This window comes from Pontiella sulfatireligans (assembly GCF_900890705.1).
In the GTDB taxonomy this organism is placed as follows: domain Bacteria; phylum Verrucomicrobiota; class Kiritimatiellia; order Kiritimatiellales; family Pontiellaceae; genus Pontiella; species Pontiella sulfatireligans.
On sequence record NZ_CAAHFH010000001.1, the window covers coordinates 2796680 to 2812617 of the forward strand.

Consider the following 15938-nt stretch of genomic DNA (forward strand, 5'->3'; position numbering starts at 1 on the left):
GTTAGCCAATGATCGCGAGGATATCTTCTTCGCGCATGATTTGGTATTCTTTGCCGTCAACCTTGACTTCGGTGCCGCCGTATTTCGGCATCAGCACGAGGTCGCCCTTCTTGACGTTGAACGGAATTTTCTTCCCGTCTTTATCGATTTTTCCGGTGCCGACGGCAATCACAACACCTTCCTGCGGCTTTTCCTTGGCCGACTCGGGAATAATGATTCCGCCTTTTGCAACTTCGCCTTCTTTCACTGGTTCAACCAGCACGCGTTCACCCAATGGTTTAATCTTCATGGATATGTCTCTCCTTGGTTATGTTTTCAATCTTATGAATTACGAATAGTGAACAAGGAAGGCCGATTTAAGAAGGTTCACTTCGAAATTCGATATTCCCTGTTCGAGATTCTGCGGTTCTATTTCTTCTTCTCGTCTTCGTCGACCATTTCAAAATCAGCCTCTTCAACGTCGGACGCCGGCTTTTCGCCGGCACCGGCGTCGTCGCCCATGTCCGCGCCCGGAGCGCCTTCGGCCCCTGGCTGCGCTTGGGAATACATTTCCGTCGCAGCGGCCTGCATCTTTTCGTTCAGCACGTCGAGCGTCGTCTTCATGGCTTCATAGTCTTCGGCTTCGATCGCCTTTTTAACAGGCTCGATGGCGGCTTCGACTTCGGCCCTCTGCTCGGCAGAAACCTTGTCCTCGTTTTCCTTTAAGAATTTTTCCGTCTGGAACACGGTGGAGTCCGCCTGATTCTTCAGATCGATCTTTTCCTTCAGCTTTTCATCTTCAGCCGCATGCGCTTCCGCATCCTTCATCATCGCATCGATCTCTTCGTCGGACAGGCCGCTCGAATTGGTGATCGTGATGTGCTGCTCCTTGCCGGTGCCCAGATCCTTGGCGTTCACCTTAACAATGCCGTTGGCATCGATGTCAAAGGTCACTTCAATCTGCGGCGTACCACGCGGCGCCGGCGGAATGCCGTCGAGGTTGAAACTGCCGATCGTCTTGTTGGCGTTGGCCATCTTGCGCTCGCCCTGCAGCACCTTGATTTCCACTGCCGGCTGGTTCTCCGCCGCGGTGGAGAAAATTTCGCTCTTCTTCGCCGGGATAGTGGTGTTGCGCTCGATCAACGGCGTGGAAATGCCGCCCATGGTTTCAATGCCGAGGGTCAGCGGAGTAACATCGAGCAGAAGCACGTCCTTCACTTCGCCCTTCAAAACGCCGCCCTGAATCGAGGCGCCGATGGAAACCACTTCGTCCGGATTAACGCCTTTATGCGGCTCCTGGTTGAAGATTTCCTTCACGGAATTCTGCACCTTCGGCATGCGGGTCGAACCGCCGACGAGAATCACTTCGTTGATTTCGGAAGCGCTCAGTCCAGAATCCTTCAGGCAAGTGCGCACGGGCTGGATCGCCTTGGTAATCAGGTCGTCACAGAGCTCTTCGAGCTTGGCGCGCGTCAACGTCACGTTCAAATGCTTCGGACCGCTGGCGTCCGCCGTGATGAACGGCAGATTGATGTCGGTCGACTGCGAGCTGGAAAGTTCGCACTTGGCCTTTTCACCGGCTTCCTTCAAACGTTGCAACACCATCGGATCAGCGGAAAGGTCGACACCCTGCTCAGCCTTAAAGTCAGCCACGAGCCAGTCGATAATCTTCTGGTCAAAGTCGTCGCCGCCAAGGTGGCCGTCGCCGCTCGTTGCGGTCACTTCAAATACCCCGTCGCCAATATCGAGGATCGACACGTCAAACGTGCCGCCACCGAGGTCATAGATCGCAATTTTTTCTTCCGACTTCTTGTCGAGGCCATAAGCCAGCGACGCCGCGGTCGGCTCGTTAATGATGCGCAGCACTTCAAGGCCGGCAATCTTGCCTGCGTCCTTGGTGGCCTGGCGCTGGGAATCGTTGAAGTAGGCCGGAACCGTGATGACCGCCTGCGAGACGGTTTCGCCGAGATAGGCTTCTGCATCGGTTTTCATCTTCTGCAGAATCATCGCCGAGATTTCCGGCGGGCTGTAGACTTTGTCGTCAATCTTAACGTGCGCATCGCCGTTCTTCGCTTTCACCACGTCGTAGGGAACGAGATGAATTTCGTTTTTAACCTCTTCGAACTTGCGCCCCATGAAGCGTTTGATCGAAAAGACCGTGTGCTGCGGGTTCGTAACCGCCTGGCGCTTGGCCGCGGTTCCAACCAAGCGCTCGCCGCTCTTGGTGAAGGCAACGATTGAAGGGGTCGTGCGTCCGCCTTCAGCATTCGGGATTACGGTCGGCTCGCCACCTTCCATCACGGCCATGCACGAGTTGGTGGTACCGAGGTCGATACCCAATACTTTAGATCCTGCTGTACTCATAATTAGTCTCCATTTAAATAAATTGGTGTCATTAGCGACGACACCCCTAAAGCACCGACTATGCCAGAGAGCAGATGTCAGGAGTCAGGAGTCAGGAGTCTTTTACCTGCAACAACTTAAAACTTAACCACCTAAAACTTAACACCATCCGCCCCACGGGCGGACTGCGCCACATGACCCACTTCTGGCGCACCGAGCGGCACACATGGGACACGATGACACACCCCGCGTGGTATCGTCCTCCCTCAGGCCGACTGGAAGTCGGCGGTACGTATCGCAGGTGATTGGGAGCGTAATGACCAATCTTCGCCTGCCCTGTCGCAAAGCCGTATCGCAGGCATCCTGCCTGCCTTGCCAAACGGAAGCCACCCCGTTACTTATCATTTATATTACACATTGACTTTTTGATAAGTTTTGCCATTCTGCCGTTAACCAAGCGACGAGGAACCCGCCATGAACGACCTAGCGACTAATCTGATGAGACTGCGAAAACTGAACAACCTGACCCAGCAGGACGTGGCCAATGCCGCCGGCATTAGCCGCGTTGCCTACCGCAATTTGGAAAAAGGCGATGCCAATCCGCGCCAAGGAACCTTGCAAGCACTGGCGAACGCGTTGCAAGCCTCAGTGTTCGACCTGCTCGCCCCCCTGCCCAAACTAAAATCTCTGCGCTACCGCGCCAACAAAGAAAAGATTAGCGAACAGGAACGCGCCCAAGGCAATCAAGTGGTGGTACGCACTGGAAACTGGCTACAGGACTTCAACGAGCTGGAATCCATGCTGAATAATCAACGGGTCGGAAAACTCCGGACCTTTCGCAAAGGAACCAAGCCCGAAACCGCAGCCGCCAAGCTCCGCGCCGAGCTACTGCCCCATGATTGCGACTGCCTGCCCGATATCTGCGAGCTGTTGGAAAACGCCGGAGTGAAAATCTTCTTCCTCGATTTCCGCATGTCCGAATGCTCCGGCCTTTCCATCGGAGCCGCCGACGGCGGCCCCGCCATGGCTATTAACACCGGAAATAAAATGTCGATTGAGCGGCAAATTTTTTCCATTGCCCACGAACTCGGACATCTCGTGCTCCACCAAGATTCGTACGGAAGGGATTCCTCCAAAATCCCCGACGATCAAGAGCGCGAGGCCGATGCCTTCGCCGCTGCATTCATTATGCCGGTAGAACTGTTTGCCAAGGAGTGGAACGAAAACCGCGGCCTGCACTGGATCGATGCCGTACTGAAAACCAAACGGCACTTCAAAGTTAGTTATCAATCCGTCATCCACCAACTCATCGATATGGGACAGGCCGAGGACAAAGTGGCTTACGGAAAATTTAGACAGGGATACGAAGAGCGCTACGGGAAAAAGCTCCATTGGAAAGAAGAGCCCCGCCCCCTCGATGCCTTCGACCTGATCGAAGACCGCTTCGCCACCCTCGTCCGCGACGCGCTTGAAAAAGAAATCATCACCGTCAGCCGCGCTGCCGAAATGCTCGACATCCAAATCGAGGAAATACGCGACCGCCTCAAATCGTGGGAGGCCGTTTCGTGATGCTTGGTCGCAAAGAATGTAGACGCGTGCATCTTGCCGCATTGCGCTCGATCAAGGAATTTAGATTAGCCGCGAAAGAACGCATGGAACACAAAACCTGGAACGAGATAGCCTCGTAAATGATAGCAAGCGGAGCACTTGCGCGGGGGAATAGATGACCGACCGTCCCTCCGCCATAATCAGCGATGCCAATGTTTTGATCGACTATATCTCCGTCGAACGAACGCTGGTACTGCGGCTCGTGTCGGAACATCTCTTTCCCATAAAACTACCCCGCCCCATCCTCAACGAAGTCGACCAACTCACCCAAGACCAGGCCGAAGCCCTCGGCATGGAAATCGTCGAAGCCACCTACGAACAACTGATGGAAGCCTCCGTCCTCGGCGGCGCACTGTCGCACGAAGACAAGCTCTGCTTCGCCATCGCCCGCGACAACAGCTGGGCCATCTGGACCAGCGACAAGCCCCTCCACACCAAATGCAAATCCGAAAACATCCCCGTCTACTGGGGCCTCCAGCTCATGCTCGAGCTCTGCCAAATCGGCAAACTCGACCTAGACTATGCTCAAGAATCTGCACAAGCCATTGAGCAAGTGAATGAACGAATTACTGCAGAAGTATTAAGCAATTTCCTCAAACGCCTTTCCAACACGAAGCCCAAGGATTAGTTATGCTCCCTGATATTAACTTCCAAAATATCCGTTGTCACAGGAACTCAAAGAACCATGGATTTGCGGAACTATGTGTCCAAATATTCCGGCACACCTTTCCTCAGGGAACAACATTCTATCGCGTGGATGATGCTGGTGGTGACGGAGGCGTTGAAGATACAGTCCCCTTACCGGATGGCAATGAAATCGGCATGCAAGCAAAGTACTTCAATTCCCTCGGCAAATCCCAATGGCAACAGATCGACAAATCCGTAAGAACAGCAATCAACAACCACCCGACACTTGTCGAATACAGAATCGTTTCCCCCGTGAATCGCGGGCAAGACATGAAGAAATGGACCGACCGCATCAACAGGTGGAACCAGTACGCGAAGGAACAAGGTTTCACTCATGAAATTGAGTTTGTTTGGTGGGGCGAATCAGAACTCCAAGATATGCTTCTTGCCCCCGACCACATCAGCAAAGTCCATTATTGGTTTGGGACACCAACCTTTTCTTTTACTTGACTGAACGAGCAACTGGACACGGCTCTATCAAACCTCGACTCGCGATATACCCCCAAACAACATGTCAGAACTGAAGCGGAAGAAATTATTGACGCATTCGCCTTATCGCGTGCCTAATTATTGGCATCATTTTCTCAATTCGTAACTGGGATTCTGTACCGCATATCCAGAAACGTGAAATTTCATTCTCCACAGGAATTGCAGAGATTATCACATGGATTTTGAATAAATAACCGAACAGAAAACGGGGCAGGCGGGCCGCCTGCGATACGTTTTGCATTAGCGCTTCGCGTCTACGAATCCTCCTTTTGCGACTCCTTGCGCTCTCTCGTGGCTAATCCTCTCCCCCCGGTCACCAGGGACAGCAACCCTCCAAAATCAGATGCTCTGCTTGTAGATGTCGGTGATGAGCTCTTTGGTGTAGTCGTGCATGCCGCGCTGCTTGAAGGAATCGAAAGCGAGATTGGTGAGCCGATCAAGATCGGGATCGATGCCGGCTTCGGCGCAGGACACGGGGGAACCGATGGAACGGTAGTAGGCGGTGAGGACATCGGCGACCGCATCAACACTACTAGGATTATCGAGCCCTAAAATGCGCCGGCCAAACTGAAGAATGCGATGTTCGTGGCGCGCGCCAGCGACACGCATCCAGGCCGGAATAATGATGGAGAGTCCGGCGCCGTGCGCAATGTCGCATACGGCGCTCAATGGCATTTCGAGGGCGTGGCACGGCATGCCCCAAGCCGGAATGCCGGCTTGGCATATACCGCTCCAGCCCAATGTGGCTGACCACATGAAAGCGGCACGGGCGTCGTAGTCGGACGGGTTTTTCATAATGACGGCCATGGAATCCATCACGGACCGCGCCACCCCTTCAATCACCGGATCCTGCACCAACAACCGCTCGGCGGGCGTAGTGAGATAGCCCTCCATGAGGTGCGACAGAATATCGGTGCAGGCAAAAGATGTTTGCTGGAGCGACAGGGAAAAGGTGGTTTCCGGATCCATGAAAGACACTTTGGGATTGAGCAGCGCCGGACAAACGATCGCATTTTTTTCATCCGTCTCTTCATTCGTCACGACGGCAATGCCGTTCATTTCCGAGCCCGTGGCGGGCAACGTTAAAACGGCCATCACGGGCAGCGCCTGCTGCGGCGTCTCGCGCTTGGCAAAGAATTCCCACACATCAATATCGGACGCGGCGCCCAGTGCAATAGCTTTCGATTCGTCGACCACGCTTCCCCCGCCGACGCCGCAAATCAGATCAATTTGCTCGGCGCGCACCTTGGCAATGCCTTCCTGCACGTGCGAGAGCACCGGATTTCCGCGCACACCTCCGTGCTCCACCACGGCAACGCCGCAGGCTGAGAGCTGGGCGATGACGGAATCGTAGACGCCGTTGGCCTTTATGCTCCCACCGCCGTACACCAGCAGCACCTTGCGCACGCCAAGCCGCTTTAATTCCCCGCCGAGCTGGTCAATTACGCCACGTCCAAAAAGAATCTTCGTTGGGTTTTCATACACAAAATCATTCATAGTCCAGCGCTCCTTGATGACTGTGCTATTTATTTACCAAATGCAGCCGTCCGTAAAAAGGCCAGCGCTTATACAAAAAAAGCCCCCGGACTTTCATCCGGGGACCCACGCACTGATTCATCGGGAGGATCGACCAATCAGGCCGCGTTTTCGTAGGCCTTCTGCACGCGGCGCCGCGCGCGGAGGCCGTGCCTTTTGACCAGCTGCTTTTCGATGCTGTCGAAGACATCCGCAAGGGCGTTGAAGACGCCGTCGTGCATGCCGGTCCGTTCCTGGCTATGCGCAACATAGAGCCGCTCGCCGGGGACGGAGAGTTTGACCTTCACCTGAAAGACCCCTGTCTTTTCGCGGTGATGTGTCTCATCAACCACTACGCTGGCTTTAGTGCCGTAAAGAGGATATTTATCGAACCTCTCCATCATTTGATCCACCAACCATTGAACCCGTTTTGATTCCCGCATATGCCGAAATTGAACTTCGACAGGAATAAACGGATCGAATCCTTGTCCATTAAAGTAAGAAGATGCGGGTTTGATCTGCGTTGATGTATTCATACATCAGCTCCTTTCTTGTTGGTTTCACTATTCAGATGTCAGCGCAGCGGCATCGTTGCTACATGCGCCCGTTGCTAGGTATAGAGTAGACTTCAAGGCCTTTCGTTCAAAGCTTTTTTAGCTCCACCAAAGGCGCAAAAAATTTACGTGTTTTGCAACCCGTTGAAAGCACGCGGACAAAGACAATTATGCATAGGGGAGTCCCATCAAAAAAAAAATCATGCCCTACCCTGCGGGGAAGCCGCAAACTCAGGGAAGTTCAACCTGAAGGCGCTGGAATAAAGCCGGGGCATTGGTTGCGACTGGAAGCTCCAAAAAACTTCCAGTGCCTGGAATATTGGCCCGAATAGTTATCCAATCGTTGGAAACCAGACTGGTCGTTTGCTGCAGGTGATAGAGGCGACCAAGCTCGGACTGAAAGCCCGTTCCAGACTGGATGGCAAAGAATGAGGCCGGATTGGTGGGATGGGTTCCTGAAATGTATTCATCGAGATCGGAAAAGCCGTCGTCGTCGGAGTCAACCCCGCCATGCAATGTTCCAAGGGCTGAAACCAGAGAGAGCTCCCATTCATCGGGAAGCTGGTCGCTGTCGGAATCCTCAACGAGCCCGAACGGCTTGATGCAATAGACCCAGTAGCGGTATTCGTTCCAGATGCTGGCAGACGGCACCGGGACAATGGTGATGCGTGCGGAGGCTTTACCTGCGACGAGATTGGAAGAAACCATAAACTCGGAATCGAGCCAGCGCTTGGTCGTTGCGGAAAAATTGTGGTCGGCCTCATACCAGATGCCGGCATAGGCGTCATCGATGAACACATGCGCTTTCTGCCCACCGATGCCCTGATCGGTGCGACGACGCAACAGCAAACCAGCATTCTCCGCCAACGGCACAGTGAATTCCGCGACGGTGTTGCTGTAGTGGTAGCCTTCATCCGCCATGAATACGGAGTCGTCAATGCCTTCATAGTTCCAGTCTTTGGAAAGCTCCAAGCGGCCCGTGGGATATTGGTAGTCGTAGAGCATTTCCGTCCAGCCATCGCCCAGATCAAGATCGGCGGTCAATACCTGCCCGCAAGCGTGCCGCATGTAGAGGTAGGCGACGCTCGAATAGGTTCCGGGCTGGTCGTTGCGCCGGCCATGCTCGATGCCGAACTTTAAAGAGGCGTTGAAACAGATGATGTCGCTCAGATGAAAACGGTAGGCCTGGGTATGGTTGGGCGGGGGATCGTTGTAGTGGTCTTCGTACGGATGCCCGTGATAAGGAAGGTTGAAAGTGCCTTGATTGAAATACCACCCGCTATTGAAATAGTCCTCCGTCCCTGTTCCATAAAGCGACGGCGTGAGACTGCCATCGACATAGATGCGCTCGTCCCCTTCGAGATAGTCCATTCCTTTCCACCCGGAGGTGCCGGTTCCGAGCATATAGAGGGACAGGCCGACCAAATGGCCGCGCCCCTGTGCATCGACGCAGATATAATCCGACCCCGGCGCATTGGGAAATGTCTCCTTGCGATACTGCGTACAAAAAAAGCCCGTGTTCGCCTGCTTGTAGGAGTTTGATGAAACCTGAATCTCGAACGGCATTTCAAGGTTGCCGGCGTGCCCGTTGAAAACTTCAATCTTGGCCGACGCCCAGTACGGCATCGGGAAGTAGCAATAATAGTCGTCCGTGGTGCTCATCCCGATGGGCAGCGACCGCACTTCAACCTCGTCCCGTCCACATCCGAAAAACTCGCCCAGCGGCACATTCACCGCCGGCTCCGACTGGCCGTCCCACGTCATCCGCAGCCAGACCGACGCCAGCAGTTCCGCGGTTGCGTTTTCGGGATCGAGCTTCAGGCTTTGGATCGTGCCGGGCGAGCTTGCGGAAAACAACACGCCCGTTGTGCCGGTCGCCACGCTCAAGGTTCCGCTGAAGGCGGCATTCCCGTTCGTCGGCTTCGGATCGACCCCTGCATTGTTCCATTGCGATAAAACCACCGAGGCATCCTCGGCTCCCGTCCAGCTGGCGATGCCGTCGGGCGAGTCGAATTTATGGTAGGTCATGTTGTAGTAGAATGGCCGATTGGTGTCGCTCATGGTGATCTTCAGGCGCTCGCGATAGGGCAAAGGAACATAGTTGTAGTAGCCATGGCTCGACTGGTACTCCCGCCCTGTCAGCGGATAGACAAACGGTGCGTTGGTGGCGGAGAAAAAATCTTCGATGGTGCGCTCCAGCCGGGGCGTGGTTTCGTTGTCGAAATAGAACCGCAGCTGGTTGGTATAAACCATGGTGGAACTTTTCTGGTAGGTCATCCAGATGCGGTAGAGACACCCTGCCCCGATATCGTCGTACAGCACAAACTCGTTGTTGTCATCGCGGTAGAGCGCTGGATAGTATCCAAACCACCCGTCATTATTACCGCCATCCCGGTCGCGGGTAGAGACCTGCCGGACCTGCGTGCCTTCCAGCAAGTTGGGAAGCAGGTCGAACCGTTCCATGCGCTCCAGGCCATACAGCCGTTCGGCGACGACGTTTTGCACCTGTTGCAGCGCAATCGAACAAAGGATGAGCTTGATGAATGTATTCATGGTGTAGCAATGTGCCTAAAAATATAATGAGCAGCAATCCAATAACTTTAAAGGCTTAGAAATGGGGAACAAACCAGAAAACAGAATCACGATCGAATACTGCTCCAAGTGCAAATTCATGATGCGCTCGGCGTGGATTGCACAAGAGTTGCTGCAAACCTTTGAAGGCGATCTGGACGAGGCGGCGCTGCGGCCGAGCTTGGCGCCGGGCATCTGGCAGATTTTTGCCAACGGCCAGCTGGTGTGGGACCGGAAGACCGAACGCGGCCTGCCGGAACTCAAAGACCTCAAGCGTCGCGTCCGCGACATTATCGCACCCGAAAAAAACCTTGGCCACGCCGAAACCGTAGAACCCACTCCTGAAACCTGAAACTTGAAACCTGAAACTTGAAACTTGAAATCCGAAACGGGGCAGCATGAATCCGACAACTTTAATACTCCTTCTTTTGTGCATTGCTTTGGCGGGGCACTATGTCAGCCAGAAGCTCCTCCTGAAAAAGGGCTGGGAGTCGGACGACCCGAAACGGATCGTCAACCGCTTGATGATGAACGGCGCGGTGCTGATTTTCATTGCGATTGCCGCCCTGCTGATGGCCGATCCTCCGTATGGCCTCTTCGGCATCCTGATTTTCATCGAGGGCGCCGTCAGCGTTACATTCGGGCGCAAGCTGAGCAAGAAGTAGAAACACGAAGGCGCCAAGAACACCAAGCAACCAAACCGGATCGTTTTTCAATTTCTTTGAACCCTTCGAGCCTTCGTGTTAAATACGTGCATACCGGCTTGCAAAAGCGGGTGCGCTAGGCTATCCATCCTGCCGAATTTTTAGGAGGTCGTTTATGTCCAAGGTTTTGATCATCGGCGCCGGCGGCGTCAGCGGGGTGGTGGTGCACAAATGCGCGGCGCTGCCGGAAGTTTTTTCAGAAATCATGCTGGCGAGCCGCACCAAGTCGAAGTGCGATGCCATCGCAGCGCAGCTCGACCGCCCGATCCAGACGGCGCAGGTCGATGCCGACAACGTACCGGAGCTGGTGGCGCTGATCCAATCGTTCGACCCCGACCTCGTGCTCAACGTGGCCCTCCCCTATCAGGATCTGCATATCATGGATGCCTGCCTTGAAACCGGCGTGGCCTATCTCGATACGGCCAACTATGAACCGGAAGACACCGCCAAGTTTGAATACAAATGGCAGTGGGACTATCACGAGCGCTTCAAGCAAGCCGGCATCATGGCCCTGCTCGGCAGCGGCTTCGACCCCGGCGTGACCTCCGTCTTCTGCACCTACATCCAGAAGCACTATCTCGACGAGATCCACACCATCGACATCATCGACGTCAACGCCGGCGACCACGGCTATCCCTTCGCCACCAACTTTAATCCGGAAATCAACATCCGCGAAGTGACCGCCAAGGGCCGCTACTGGGAAAAGGGCGAATGGATCGAAACCGCACCGCTCTCCGTCAAGCATTCGTTCGAGGTTCCGGAAAACATCGGCAACCCGAACATTTATCTGATGTACCACGAAGAGCTCGAATCACTCGCCACGCACATCCCGCACCTCAAGCGCGCGCGCTTTTGGATGAGTTTTGGCGAGAGCTACCTCAAGCACCTCGAAGTGCTCGGCAACGTCGGCATGACCCGCATCGACGAAGTGGAATTCAACGGCCAAAAAATCGTGCCGCTGCAATTCCTTAAAACGCTGCTGCCCGACCCGGCGTCGCTCGGTCCGCGCACCAAGGGCAAGACGTGGATTGGCTGCCAAATTACCGGCATTAAAGACGGCGAAACCAAAACGGTCACCATCTACAACACCTGCGACCATGAAGAATGCTATGCCGAAGTGCAGTCGCAAGCCATCTCCTACACCACCGGTGTGCCGGCCATGATCGGCGCCAAGATGCTGCTGGAGAAAAAGTGGACCGGCGACGGCGTCTTCAATATTGAGCAGATGGATCCCGATCCCTTCATGGAAGACCTGAACCAATACGGCCTACCCTGGAAAGTCATCGAAGGCTCAGTAGTTGAATTGGATTAATTTTAAACACGAAGGAACGAAGAGCACCAAGCAAACTTCGTGGCCTTCGTGCCTTAAGCGAGTCTGCGAGCGAGTGGTTAAATGAAAACGCCAGCCTTTATTGTCGATGAAGAGCGCATCCGCAGGAACTGCGAGGTGCTGGCTTCGGTGAAAGAGCGCACAGGATGCAAGATTCTACTGGCGCTGAAGGGCTTTGCGATGTGGCCGCTGTTTCCGCTGATCCGCGGACACCTCAACGGCGTTTGCGCCAGCTCGCCTTGGGAGGCGCGGCTGGGACGCGAAGAATTCGGAGGCGAGGTCCACGCCTATGCGGCCGCCTATTCCGCCACCGACTTTGCGGAGCTGCTGACCTTGTGCGACGAGATTGATTTTAATTCGTTTGCGCAGTGGCAGCGTTTCAAGGTGCGCGCCGGGTCGGGGACCCGGCCTACAAAATTCGGGCTGCGCATCAACCCCGAATGCTCCACGCAAGATCCGGAACACGCAATCTACGACCCGTGTGCACCGAAATCGCGGCTCGGCATTCGCCGGCAGGATTTTGAAGGGCAAAACCTGTACGGCATTTCAGGCCTGCACTTCCATACGTTGTGCGAGCAGAACGCAGACGATCTAGAAACCACGCTCATGTCCGTTGAGGAACAGTTCGGCGAATTCCTCCCGCAAATGGAATGGGTCAACTTTGGAGGCGGGCACCATATTACGCGCGACGACTATGACGTCGACCTGCTCTGCAAACTGATCAACGACTTTAAGGCCAAGTACGGCGCTCAGGTAATCCTTGAGCCAGGGGAAGCCGTAGCGCTCAATGCCGGCGTGCTGGTTTCAACGGTGCTCGACGTGATCGACAACGACGGCGCAATCGCCATCCTCGACGTTTCCTGCACCTGCCACATGCCGGACGTTCTGGAAATGCCCTACCGGCCGGAGATCGACGGCGTGGGACTGCCTGGCGAAAAAGCCCACTCCTATAAACTGGCCGGACTGAGCTGCTTGGCCGGCGATGTGATCGGCGACTATTCCTTCGACGAGCCGCTGCAGGCCGGCGACCAGCTCGTGTTCCAGGACATGGCGCACTATTCGATGGTCAAGACCTCGTTTTTCAACGGCATTCAGCATCCCGCCATCGGCATCCTGCGCAACGGCGAAGTCGAGACCGTGCGCGAGTTCAGCTACAAAGACTACAAACGCAGACTGGCGTAGGACGTAAAAAAAAGCGCCCCCGTGGGAGCGCTTTTCGTATAAGACTAAAGGCAATCCTTAGAAGGAAGCCGCCAGGCTCAGCATGCCAACCACTTCTGTATCGTAGCCGAAGTCACCCGTGCCGTTAAGGTCTTCATCCGGAAGGACGTCGTCATCCATCTGCCCGATATAGGTAACGGAAGCGCCCACGCTCCAAACGTCGGACAGAACATAGCTCAGCCCAAGGCCAATATCGTAGTCGCTGAATCCGTCATCGCCGCTGTCGGGATCGGCATAAGCCATACGAGCGCCCAAGGAAGCAGCGAACTCTTCGGTAATTTCGAGATCGTATCCAGCCGAAAACTCATAATAGGCCGAACCGCTCACTGCACCACCGATGCCGTAGTAGGCTGTCGCGCCCAGAGCAATGCCGGCAATGTCGAAGCCAAGGCCCACGTTGGCTTCTTTGTCGGAAGTGCCTTCTGCATTCGGGTAGGTGTAGTCGCAGTAGCCCACGAACAGATCCAGTCCATCAATCAAAGTCGGCAGGCTGTACGAGGCATACCAATCGATTTCAGAAGCTTCTGAGCTCGCTAGGTTGCCATCGTAGTCGTCCACGTCATAGTTCGCCCATGCACCAACGGATACAGCGCCGTATTCTTCCGGCAGACCGAAACCGCCGGCTTCGATGCCGGGCTGAATCACGAATCCGTCGTTAAAGGTTACGCCGCGGAAGACGTAAGCGGATGCAAAATCCATCGTAACGCTGACCGACATGCCGGCTTCTTCTTCCACGACAACGGCGGTCTTTTCTTCAGCTGAAACAGTCGATGCCAAGGCGGCAGCCATTCCGGCAGCGAGTGTAGTAGTAATTATTTTCTTCATCATATTCTCCTGTTGTTGTTTCTCTGGTTGCGATTTTTTTTTACTATTCGGAAACCGGGCCCCGGTAAAGTCCCTCGAGGATGCGAAAGGAAATCGCACAGGACCCGGCCTCCTATTTCAATTTGGGTTAACCGATGGCCTCGGGGCCTTTTTCTCCCGTGCGAATGCGGATGCATTCCGCCAGATCCATCACGAAGATCTTGCCGTCGCCGATGTTTCCGGTCCGGGCTCCTGCGATGATTGCTTCGATCGTGGAGTCCACGAACTCGGCGTTCACCGCAATCTCGATGCGGACCTTCTTCAAGAGGTTCACTTCGATGTCCGCGCCGCGGTACGTTTCGTTGTAGCCTTTCTGCTGGCCGCAGCCCATGGCGTTGGTGACCGACATTTTGTAGATTTCTTTTTCGTACAGGGCCTGCTTCACCTCGTTGAGCTGTTCAGGCTGTATGTATGCAATAATTAGTTTCATGGTATTTCCCTTCTGGGTTTTAAGTTCTAGGTGATTAAGTGTTAAGCGGTTTGCACTGAGCCAGAGGCTTAACACTTAATACTTGTGACTTATAACTCCTAGTTAGTGGTGAAGATCTGGAAGCCGTTGTAGGCCTCTTCGCCATGTTCGCCGATGTCCAGTCCGCGGAGTTCCTCTTCCTTGGAGACGCGGAGCATGCCGGTCTTCTTCAGGATAAGGAACAGGATGAACATGGTCGCAAACGCCCAGATCGGAATCACGATCGAACCGGTGAGCTGAGCCACCCAGTTGCCGTATTCGCCAATCGCCTGGGAGCTGCATCCGTCGTAGGAACCGAAGATCGCTACGGCAATGCCGCCCCACACGCCGCAGAGGCCGTGTACAGGGAACGCGCCGACCGTGTCGTCGATCTTGAGCTTGTCGAGCAGCTTGACGCCGAGGCAGACCAGAACGCCGGCAACCGCGCCGATGACGATGGCTTCAACGTTGTCGACGCCGTCGCAGTTGGCCGTAATACCGACCAGGCCGCCCAGCACGCCGTTGCCCGCCATGGTGAGGTCAGGCTTCTTGTGCATGATCCAGGTGGTGACCATCGCGATGAATCCGCCGGCACCGGCCGCAAGCAGCGTGTTGACTGCAATCAGCATGACCGCATCGGTGTTGTCCTTGCCGACAATCGCGAGCTGCGAACCGGGGTTGAATCCGAACCAGCCAATGAGCAGGATGAAGACACCCAGTGCGGCAATCGGCAGGTTGTGCCCGGGAATCGCACGGGATTTCCCGTCTTTGCCGAAGCGGCCGATGCGCGGGCCGAGAACAATGGCGCCGGCCAGAGCGGCGAAGCCGCCGACGGAGTGCACCACCAGCGAGCCGGCAAAGTCGTAGAAGCCCAGCTGGTCGAGCCAGCCGCCGCCCCATTTCCAGTAGCCGGAAATCGGGTAGATGATCGCGGTGATGATCGCGCTGTATACGAGGTAGGCGCTGAACTTAAGGCGTCCTGCAACCGCGCCCGAAACAATCGTGGCAGCCGTAGCGGCGAAGGCCACTTGGAACAGCCAGTCAACCTGTGGCGCCAATGCGCCTGCTTCAGCCACATCTGCCCCGATGCCGCCGATGCCAAACTGGCCGAATGCGAGGAATCCGTTCCCGCCGTCGCCCGGATACATCAGGCCATAGCCGATGATAAAGAACAGGATCATGCCGATGCAAAGATCCATCAGGTTTTTGAACAGGATGTTCACCGTGTTCTTCGCCTGGTTAAAGCCCGACTCAACCATCGCGAACCCGGCCTGCATGAACAGCACCAAAATGGCGCCCAGCAGCAGGAACATATTATCGATGGCATACGCCGTTTCATTAACAGCCGACACCGCGTCGAATGTCGCTTCCGCCGCGACTTCCGCCACAGCGCCTACATCGGCAGCTTCCTGCGCCCAAACCGGGGCCACCATGGCCAGCACCAACGCCGCCATGGCCAGTACTGGAATTTTCAACAATTTCATTTTCATCCTAAACATCCTCCGAGAGGTTCCTTTCAATTTCACGAACACCGTATTCGCGATATGGATGAGCCTTATTGCAACAGGTGTGCCAACGCGCCGAACACACCCTCCGCAGCAGTCACTTCTCACTCTATACCAACA

Annotated in this window: 15 protein-coding genes; 7 read left to right on the forward strand and 8 right to left on the reverse strand. The window is 55.0% G+C overall.

What is annotated here, in order from left to right:
* Position 1 precedes the first annotated feature (1 nt).
* Together groES and dnaK are read right to left on the reverse strand one after the other, a co-directional pair.
* Positions 2 to 289 carry a co-chaperone GroES gene (gene groES / locus SCARR_RS09430; RefSeq protein ID WP_136061338.1) on the reverse strand — a complete coding sequence of 96 codons (288 nt, stop codon included), beginning with the start codon at positions 287 to 289 and terminating at the stop codon, positions 2 to 4.
* Positions 290 to 408: 119 nt separating this feature from the next.
* Positions 409 to 2343, reverse strand: a complete 1935-nt coding sequence (dnaK, locus tag SCARR_RS09435; protein ID WP_136061339.1) for a molecular chaperone DnaK — start codon at positions 2341 to 2343, stop codon at positions 409 to 411.
* A 453-nt stretch (positions 2344 to 2796) separates the two neighbouring features.
* Between dnaK and SCARR_RS09440 the strand changes: the two genes are divergently transcribed.
* The 3 genes from SCARR_RS09440 to SCARR_RS09450 all read left to right on the forward strand — a co-directional run bounded on the left by SCARR_RS09440 (position 2797) and on the right by SCARR_RS09450 (position 5067).
* Positions 2797 to 3891 carry a helix-turn-helix domain-containing protein gene (locus tag SCARR_RS09440; protein WP_136061340.1) on the forward strand — a complete coding sequence of 365 codons (1095 nt, stop codon included), beginning with the start codon at positions 2797 to 2799 and terminating at the stop codon, positions 3889 to 3891.
* A 154-nt stretch (positions 3892 to 4045) separates the two neighbouring features.
* Complete coding sequence (locus tag SCARR_RS09445; RefSeq protein ID WP_136061341.1) at positions 4046 to 4558, forward strand: hypothetical protein; 513 nt, start codon at positions 4046 to 4048, stop codon at positions 4556 to 4558.
* 2 nt (positions 4559 to 4560) lie between these two features.
* Positions 4561 to 5067, forward strand: coding sequence for a lipocalin/fatty acid-binding family protein (locus SCARR_RS09450; RefSeq protein ID WP_136061342.1), 507 nt, complete (start codon positions 4561 to 4563; stop codon positions 5065 to 5067).
* A 378-nt stretch (positions 5068 to 5445) separates the two neighbouring features.
* Here the strand turns inward: SCARR_RS09450 and SCARR_RS09455 are convergent, their stop codons facing one another.
* From SCARR_RS09455 to SCARR_RS09465, 3 genes are all read right to left on the reverse strand, one after another.
* Entirely contained in the window at positions 5446 to 6603 is a 1158-nt protein-coding gene (locus SCARR_RS09455; RefSeq protein ID WP_136061343.1) for an iron-containing alcohol dehydrogenase, read from the reverse strand.
* Positions 6604 to 6740: 137 nt separating this feature from the next.
* Entirely contained in the window at positions 6741 to 7157 is a 417-nt protein-coding gene (locus SCARR_RS09460) for an HPF/RaiA family ribosome-associated protein (RefSeq protein WP_136061344.1), read from the reverse strand.
* A 249-nt stretch (positions 7158 to 7406) separates the two neighbouring features.
* A complete protein-coding gene (locus tag SCARR_RS09465) occupies positions 7407 to 9728 on the reverse strand; it encodes a glycoside hydrolase family 172 protein (protein WP_136061345.1) in 2322 nt (773 codons plus the stop codon).
* Between the two features lie 61 nt (positions 9729 to 9789).
* Between SCARR_RS09465 and SCARR_RS09470 the strand changes: the two genes are divergently transcribed.
* From SCARR_RS09470 to nspC, 4 genes are all read left to right on the forward strand, one after another.
* Positions 9790 to 10098, forward strand: a complete 309-nt coding sequence (locus SCARR_RS09470) for a SelT/SelW/SelH family protein (RefSeq protein ID WP_136061346.1) — start codon at positions 9790 to 9792, stop codon at positions 10096 to 10098.
* Between the two features lie 46 nt (positions 10099 to 10144).
* Positions 10145 to 10411, forward strand: a complete 267-nt coding sequence (locus tag SCARR_RS09475) for a hypothetical protein (protein ID WP_136061347.1) — start codon at positions 10145 to 10147, stop codon at positions 10409 to 10411.
* 154 nt (positions 10412 to 10565) lie between these two features.
* Positions 10566 to 11762, forward strand: coding sequence for a saccharopine dehydrogenase family protein (locus SCARR_RS09480; protein WP_136061348.1), 1197 nt, complete (start codon positions 10566 to 10568; stop codon positions 11760 to 11762).
* A gap of 81 nt (positions 11763 to 11843) precedes the next feature.
* On the forward strand, positions 11844 to 12962 hold the full coding sequence (gene nspC / locus SCARR_RS09485; RefSeq protein WP_136061349.1) for a carboxynorspermidine decarboxylase: 1119 nt from the start codon (positions 11844 to 11846) through the stop codon (positions 12960 to 12962).
* A gap of 57 nt (positions 12963 to 13019) precedes the next feature.
* Here nspC and SCARR_RS09490 read toward each other — a convergent pair whose 3' ends face one another.
* The 3 genes from SCARR_RS09490 to SCARR_RS09500 all read right to left on the reverse strand — a co-directional run bounded on the left by SCARR_RS09490 (position 13020) and on the right by SCARR_RS09500 (position 15797).
* Positions 13020 to 13829 carry a TorF family putative porin gene (locus SCARR_RS09490; protein WP_136061350.1) on the reverse strand — a complete coding sequence of 270 codons (810 nt, stop codon included), beginning with the start codon at positions 13827 to 13829 and terminating at the stop codon, positions 13020 to 13022.
* 124 nt (positions 13830 to 13953) lie between these two features.
* Positions 13954 to 14295 (reverse strand): P-II family nitrogen regulator, encoded by a 342-nt coding sequence (locus SCARR_RS09495; protein WP_136061351.1) that lies wholly within the window; start codon positions 14293 to 14295, stop codon positions 13954 to 13956.
* A 98-nt stretch (positions 14296 to 14393) separates the two neighbouring features.
* Positions 14394 to 15797, reverse strand: coding sequence for an ammonium transporter (locus SCARR_RS09500; RefSeq protein WP_407984808.1), 1404 nt, complete (start codon positions 15795 to 15797; stop codon positions 14394 to 14396).
* Positions 15798 to 15938: the final 141 nt, after the last annotated feature.

What these genes read in the sequence shown, in the direction of transcription:
- SCARR_RS09495 (WP_136061351.1), bottom strand. Translation starts at nt 14,295, where the DNA reads ATGAAACTAATTATTGCATACATACAGCCTGAACAGCTCAACGAGGTG.
- groES (WP_136061338.1), bottom strand. Translation starts at nt 289, where the DNA reads ATGAAGATTAAACCATTGGGTGAACGCGTGCTGGTTGAACCAGTGAAA.
- SCARR_RS09445 (WP_136061341.1), top strand. Translation starts at nt 4,046, where the DNA reads ATGACCGACCGTCCCTCCGCCATAATCAGCGATGCCAATGTTTTGATC.
- SCARR_RS09460 (WP_136061344.1), bottom strand. Translation starts at nt 7,157, where the DNA reads ATGAATACATCAACGCAGATCAAACCCGCATCTTCTTACTTTAATGGA.
- SCARR_RS09470 (WP_136061346.1), top strand. Translation starts at nt 9,790, where the DNA reads ATGGGGAACAAACCAGAAAACAGAATCACGATCGAATACTGCTCCAAG.
- SCARR_RS09490 (WP_136061350.1), bottom strand. Translation starts at nt 13,829, where the DNA reads ATGATGAAGAAAATAATTACTACTACACTCGCTGCCGGAATGGCTGCC.
- SCARR_RS09455 (WP_136061343.1), bottom strand. Translation starts at nt 6,603, where the DNA reads ATGAATGATTTTGTGTATGAAAACCCAACGAAGATTCTTTTTGGACGT.
- SCARR_RS09440 (WP_136061340.1), top strand. Translation starts at nt 2,797, where the DNA reads ATGAACGACCTAGCGACTAATCTGATGAGACTGCGAAAACTGAACAAC.
- nspC (WP_136061349.1), top strand. Translation starts at nt 11,844, where the DNA reads ATGAAAACGCCAGCCTTTATTGTCGATGAAGAGCGCATCCGCAGGAAC.
- SCARR_RS09500 (WP_407984808.1), bottom strand. Translation starts at nt 15,797, where the DNA reads ATGAAATTGTTGAAAATTCCAGTACTGGCCATGGCGGCGTTGGTGCTG.
- SCARR_RS09475 (WP_136061347.1), top strand. Translation starts at nt 10,145, where the DNA reads ATGAATCCGACAACTTTAATACTCCTTCTTTTGTGCATTGCTTTGGCG.
- dnaK (WP_136061339.1), bottom strand. Translation starts at nt 2,343, where the DNA reads ATGAGTACAGCAGGATCTAAAGTATTGGGTATCGACCTCGGTACCACC.
- SCARR_RS09480 (WP_136061348.1), top strand. Translation starts at nt 10,566, where the DNA reads ATGTCCAAGGTTTTGATCATCGGCGCCGGCGGCGTCAGCGGGGTGGTG.
- SCARR_RS09450 (WP_136061342.1), top strand. Translation starts at nt 4,561, where the DNA reads ATGCTCCCTGATATTAACTTCCAAAATATCCGTTGTCACAGGAACTCA.
- SCARR_RS09465 (WP_136061345.1), bottom strand. Translation starts at nt 9,728, where the DNA reads ATGAATACATTCATCAAGCTCATCCTTTGTTCGATTGCGCTGCAACAG.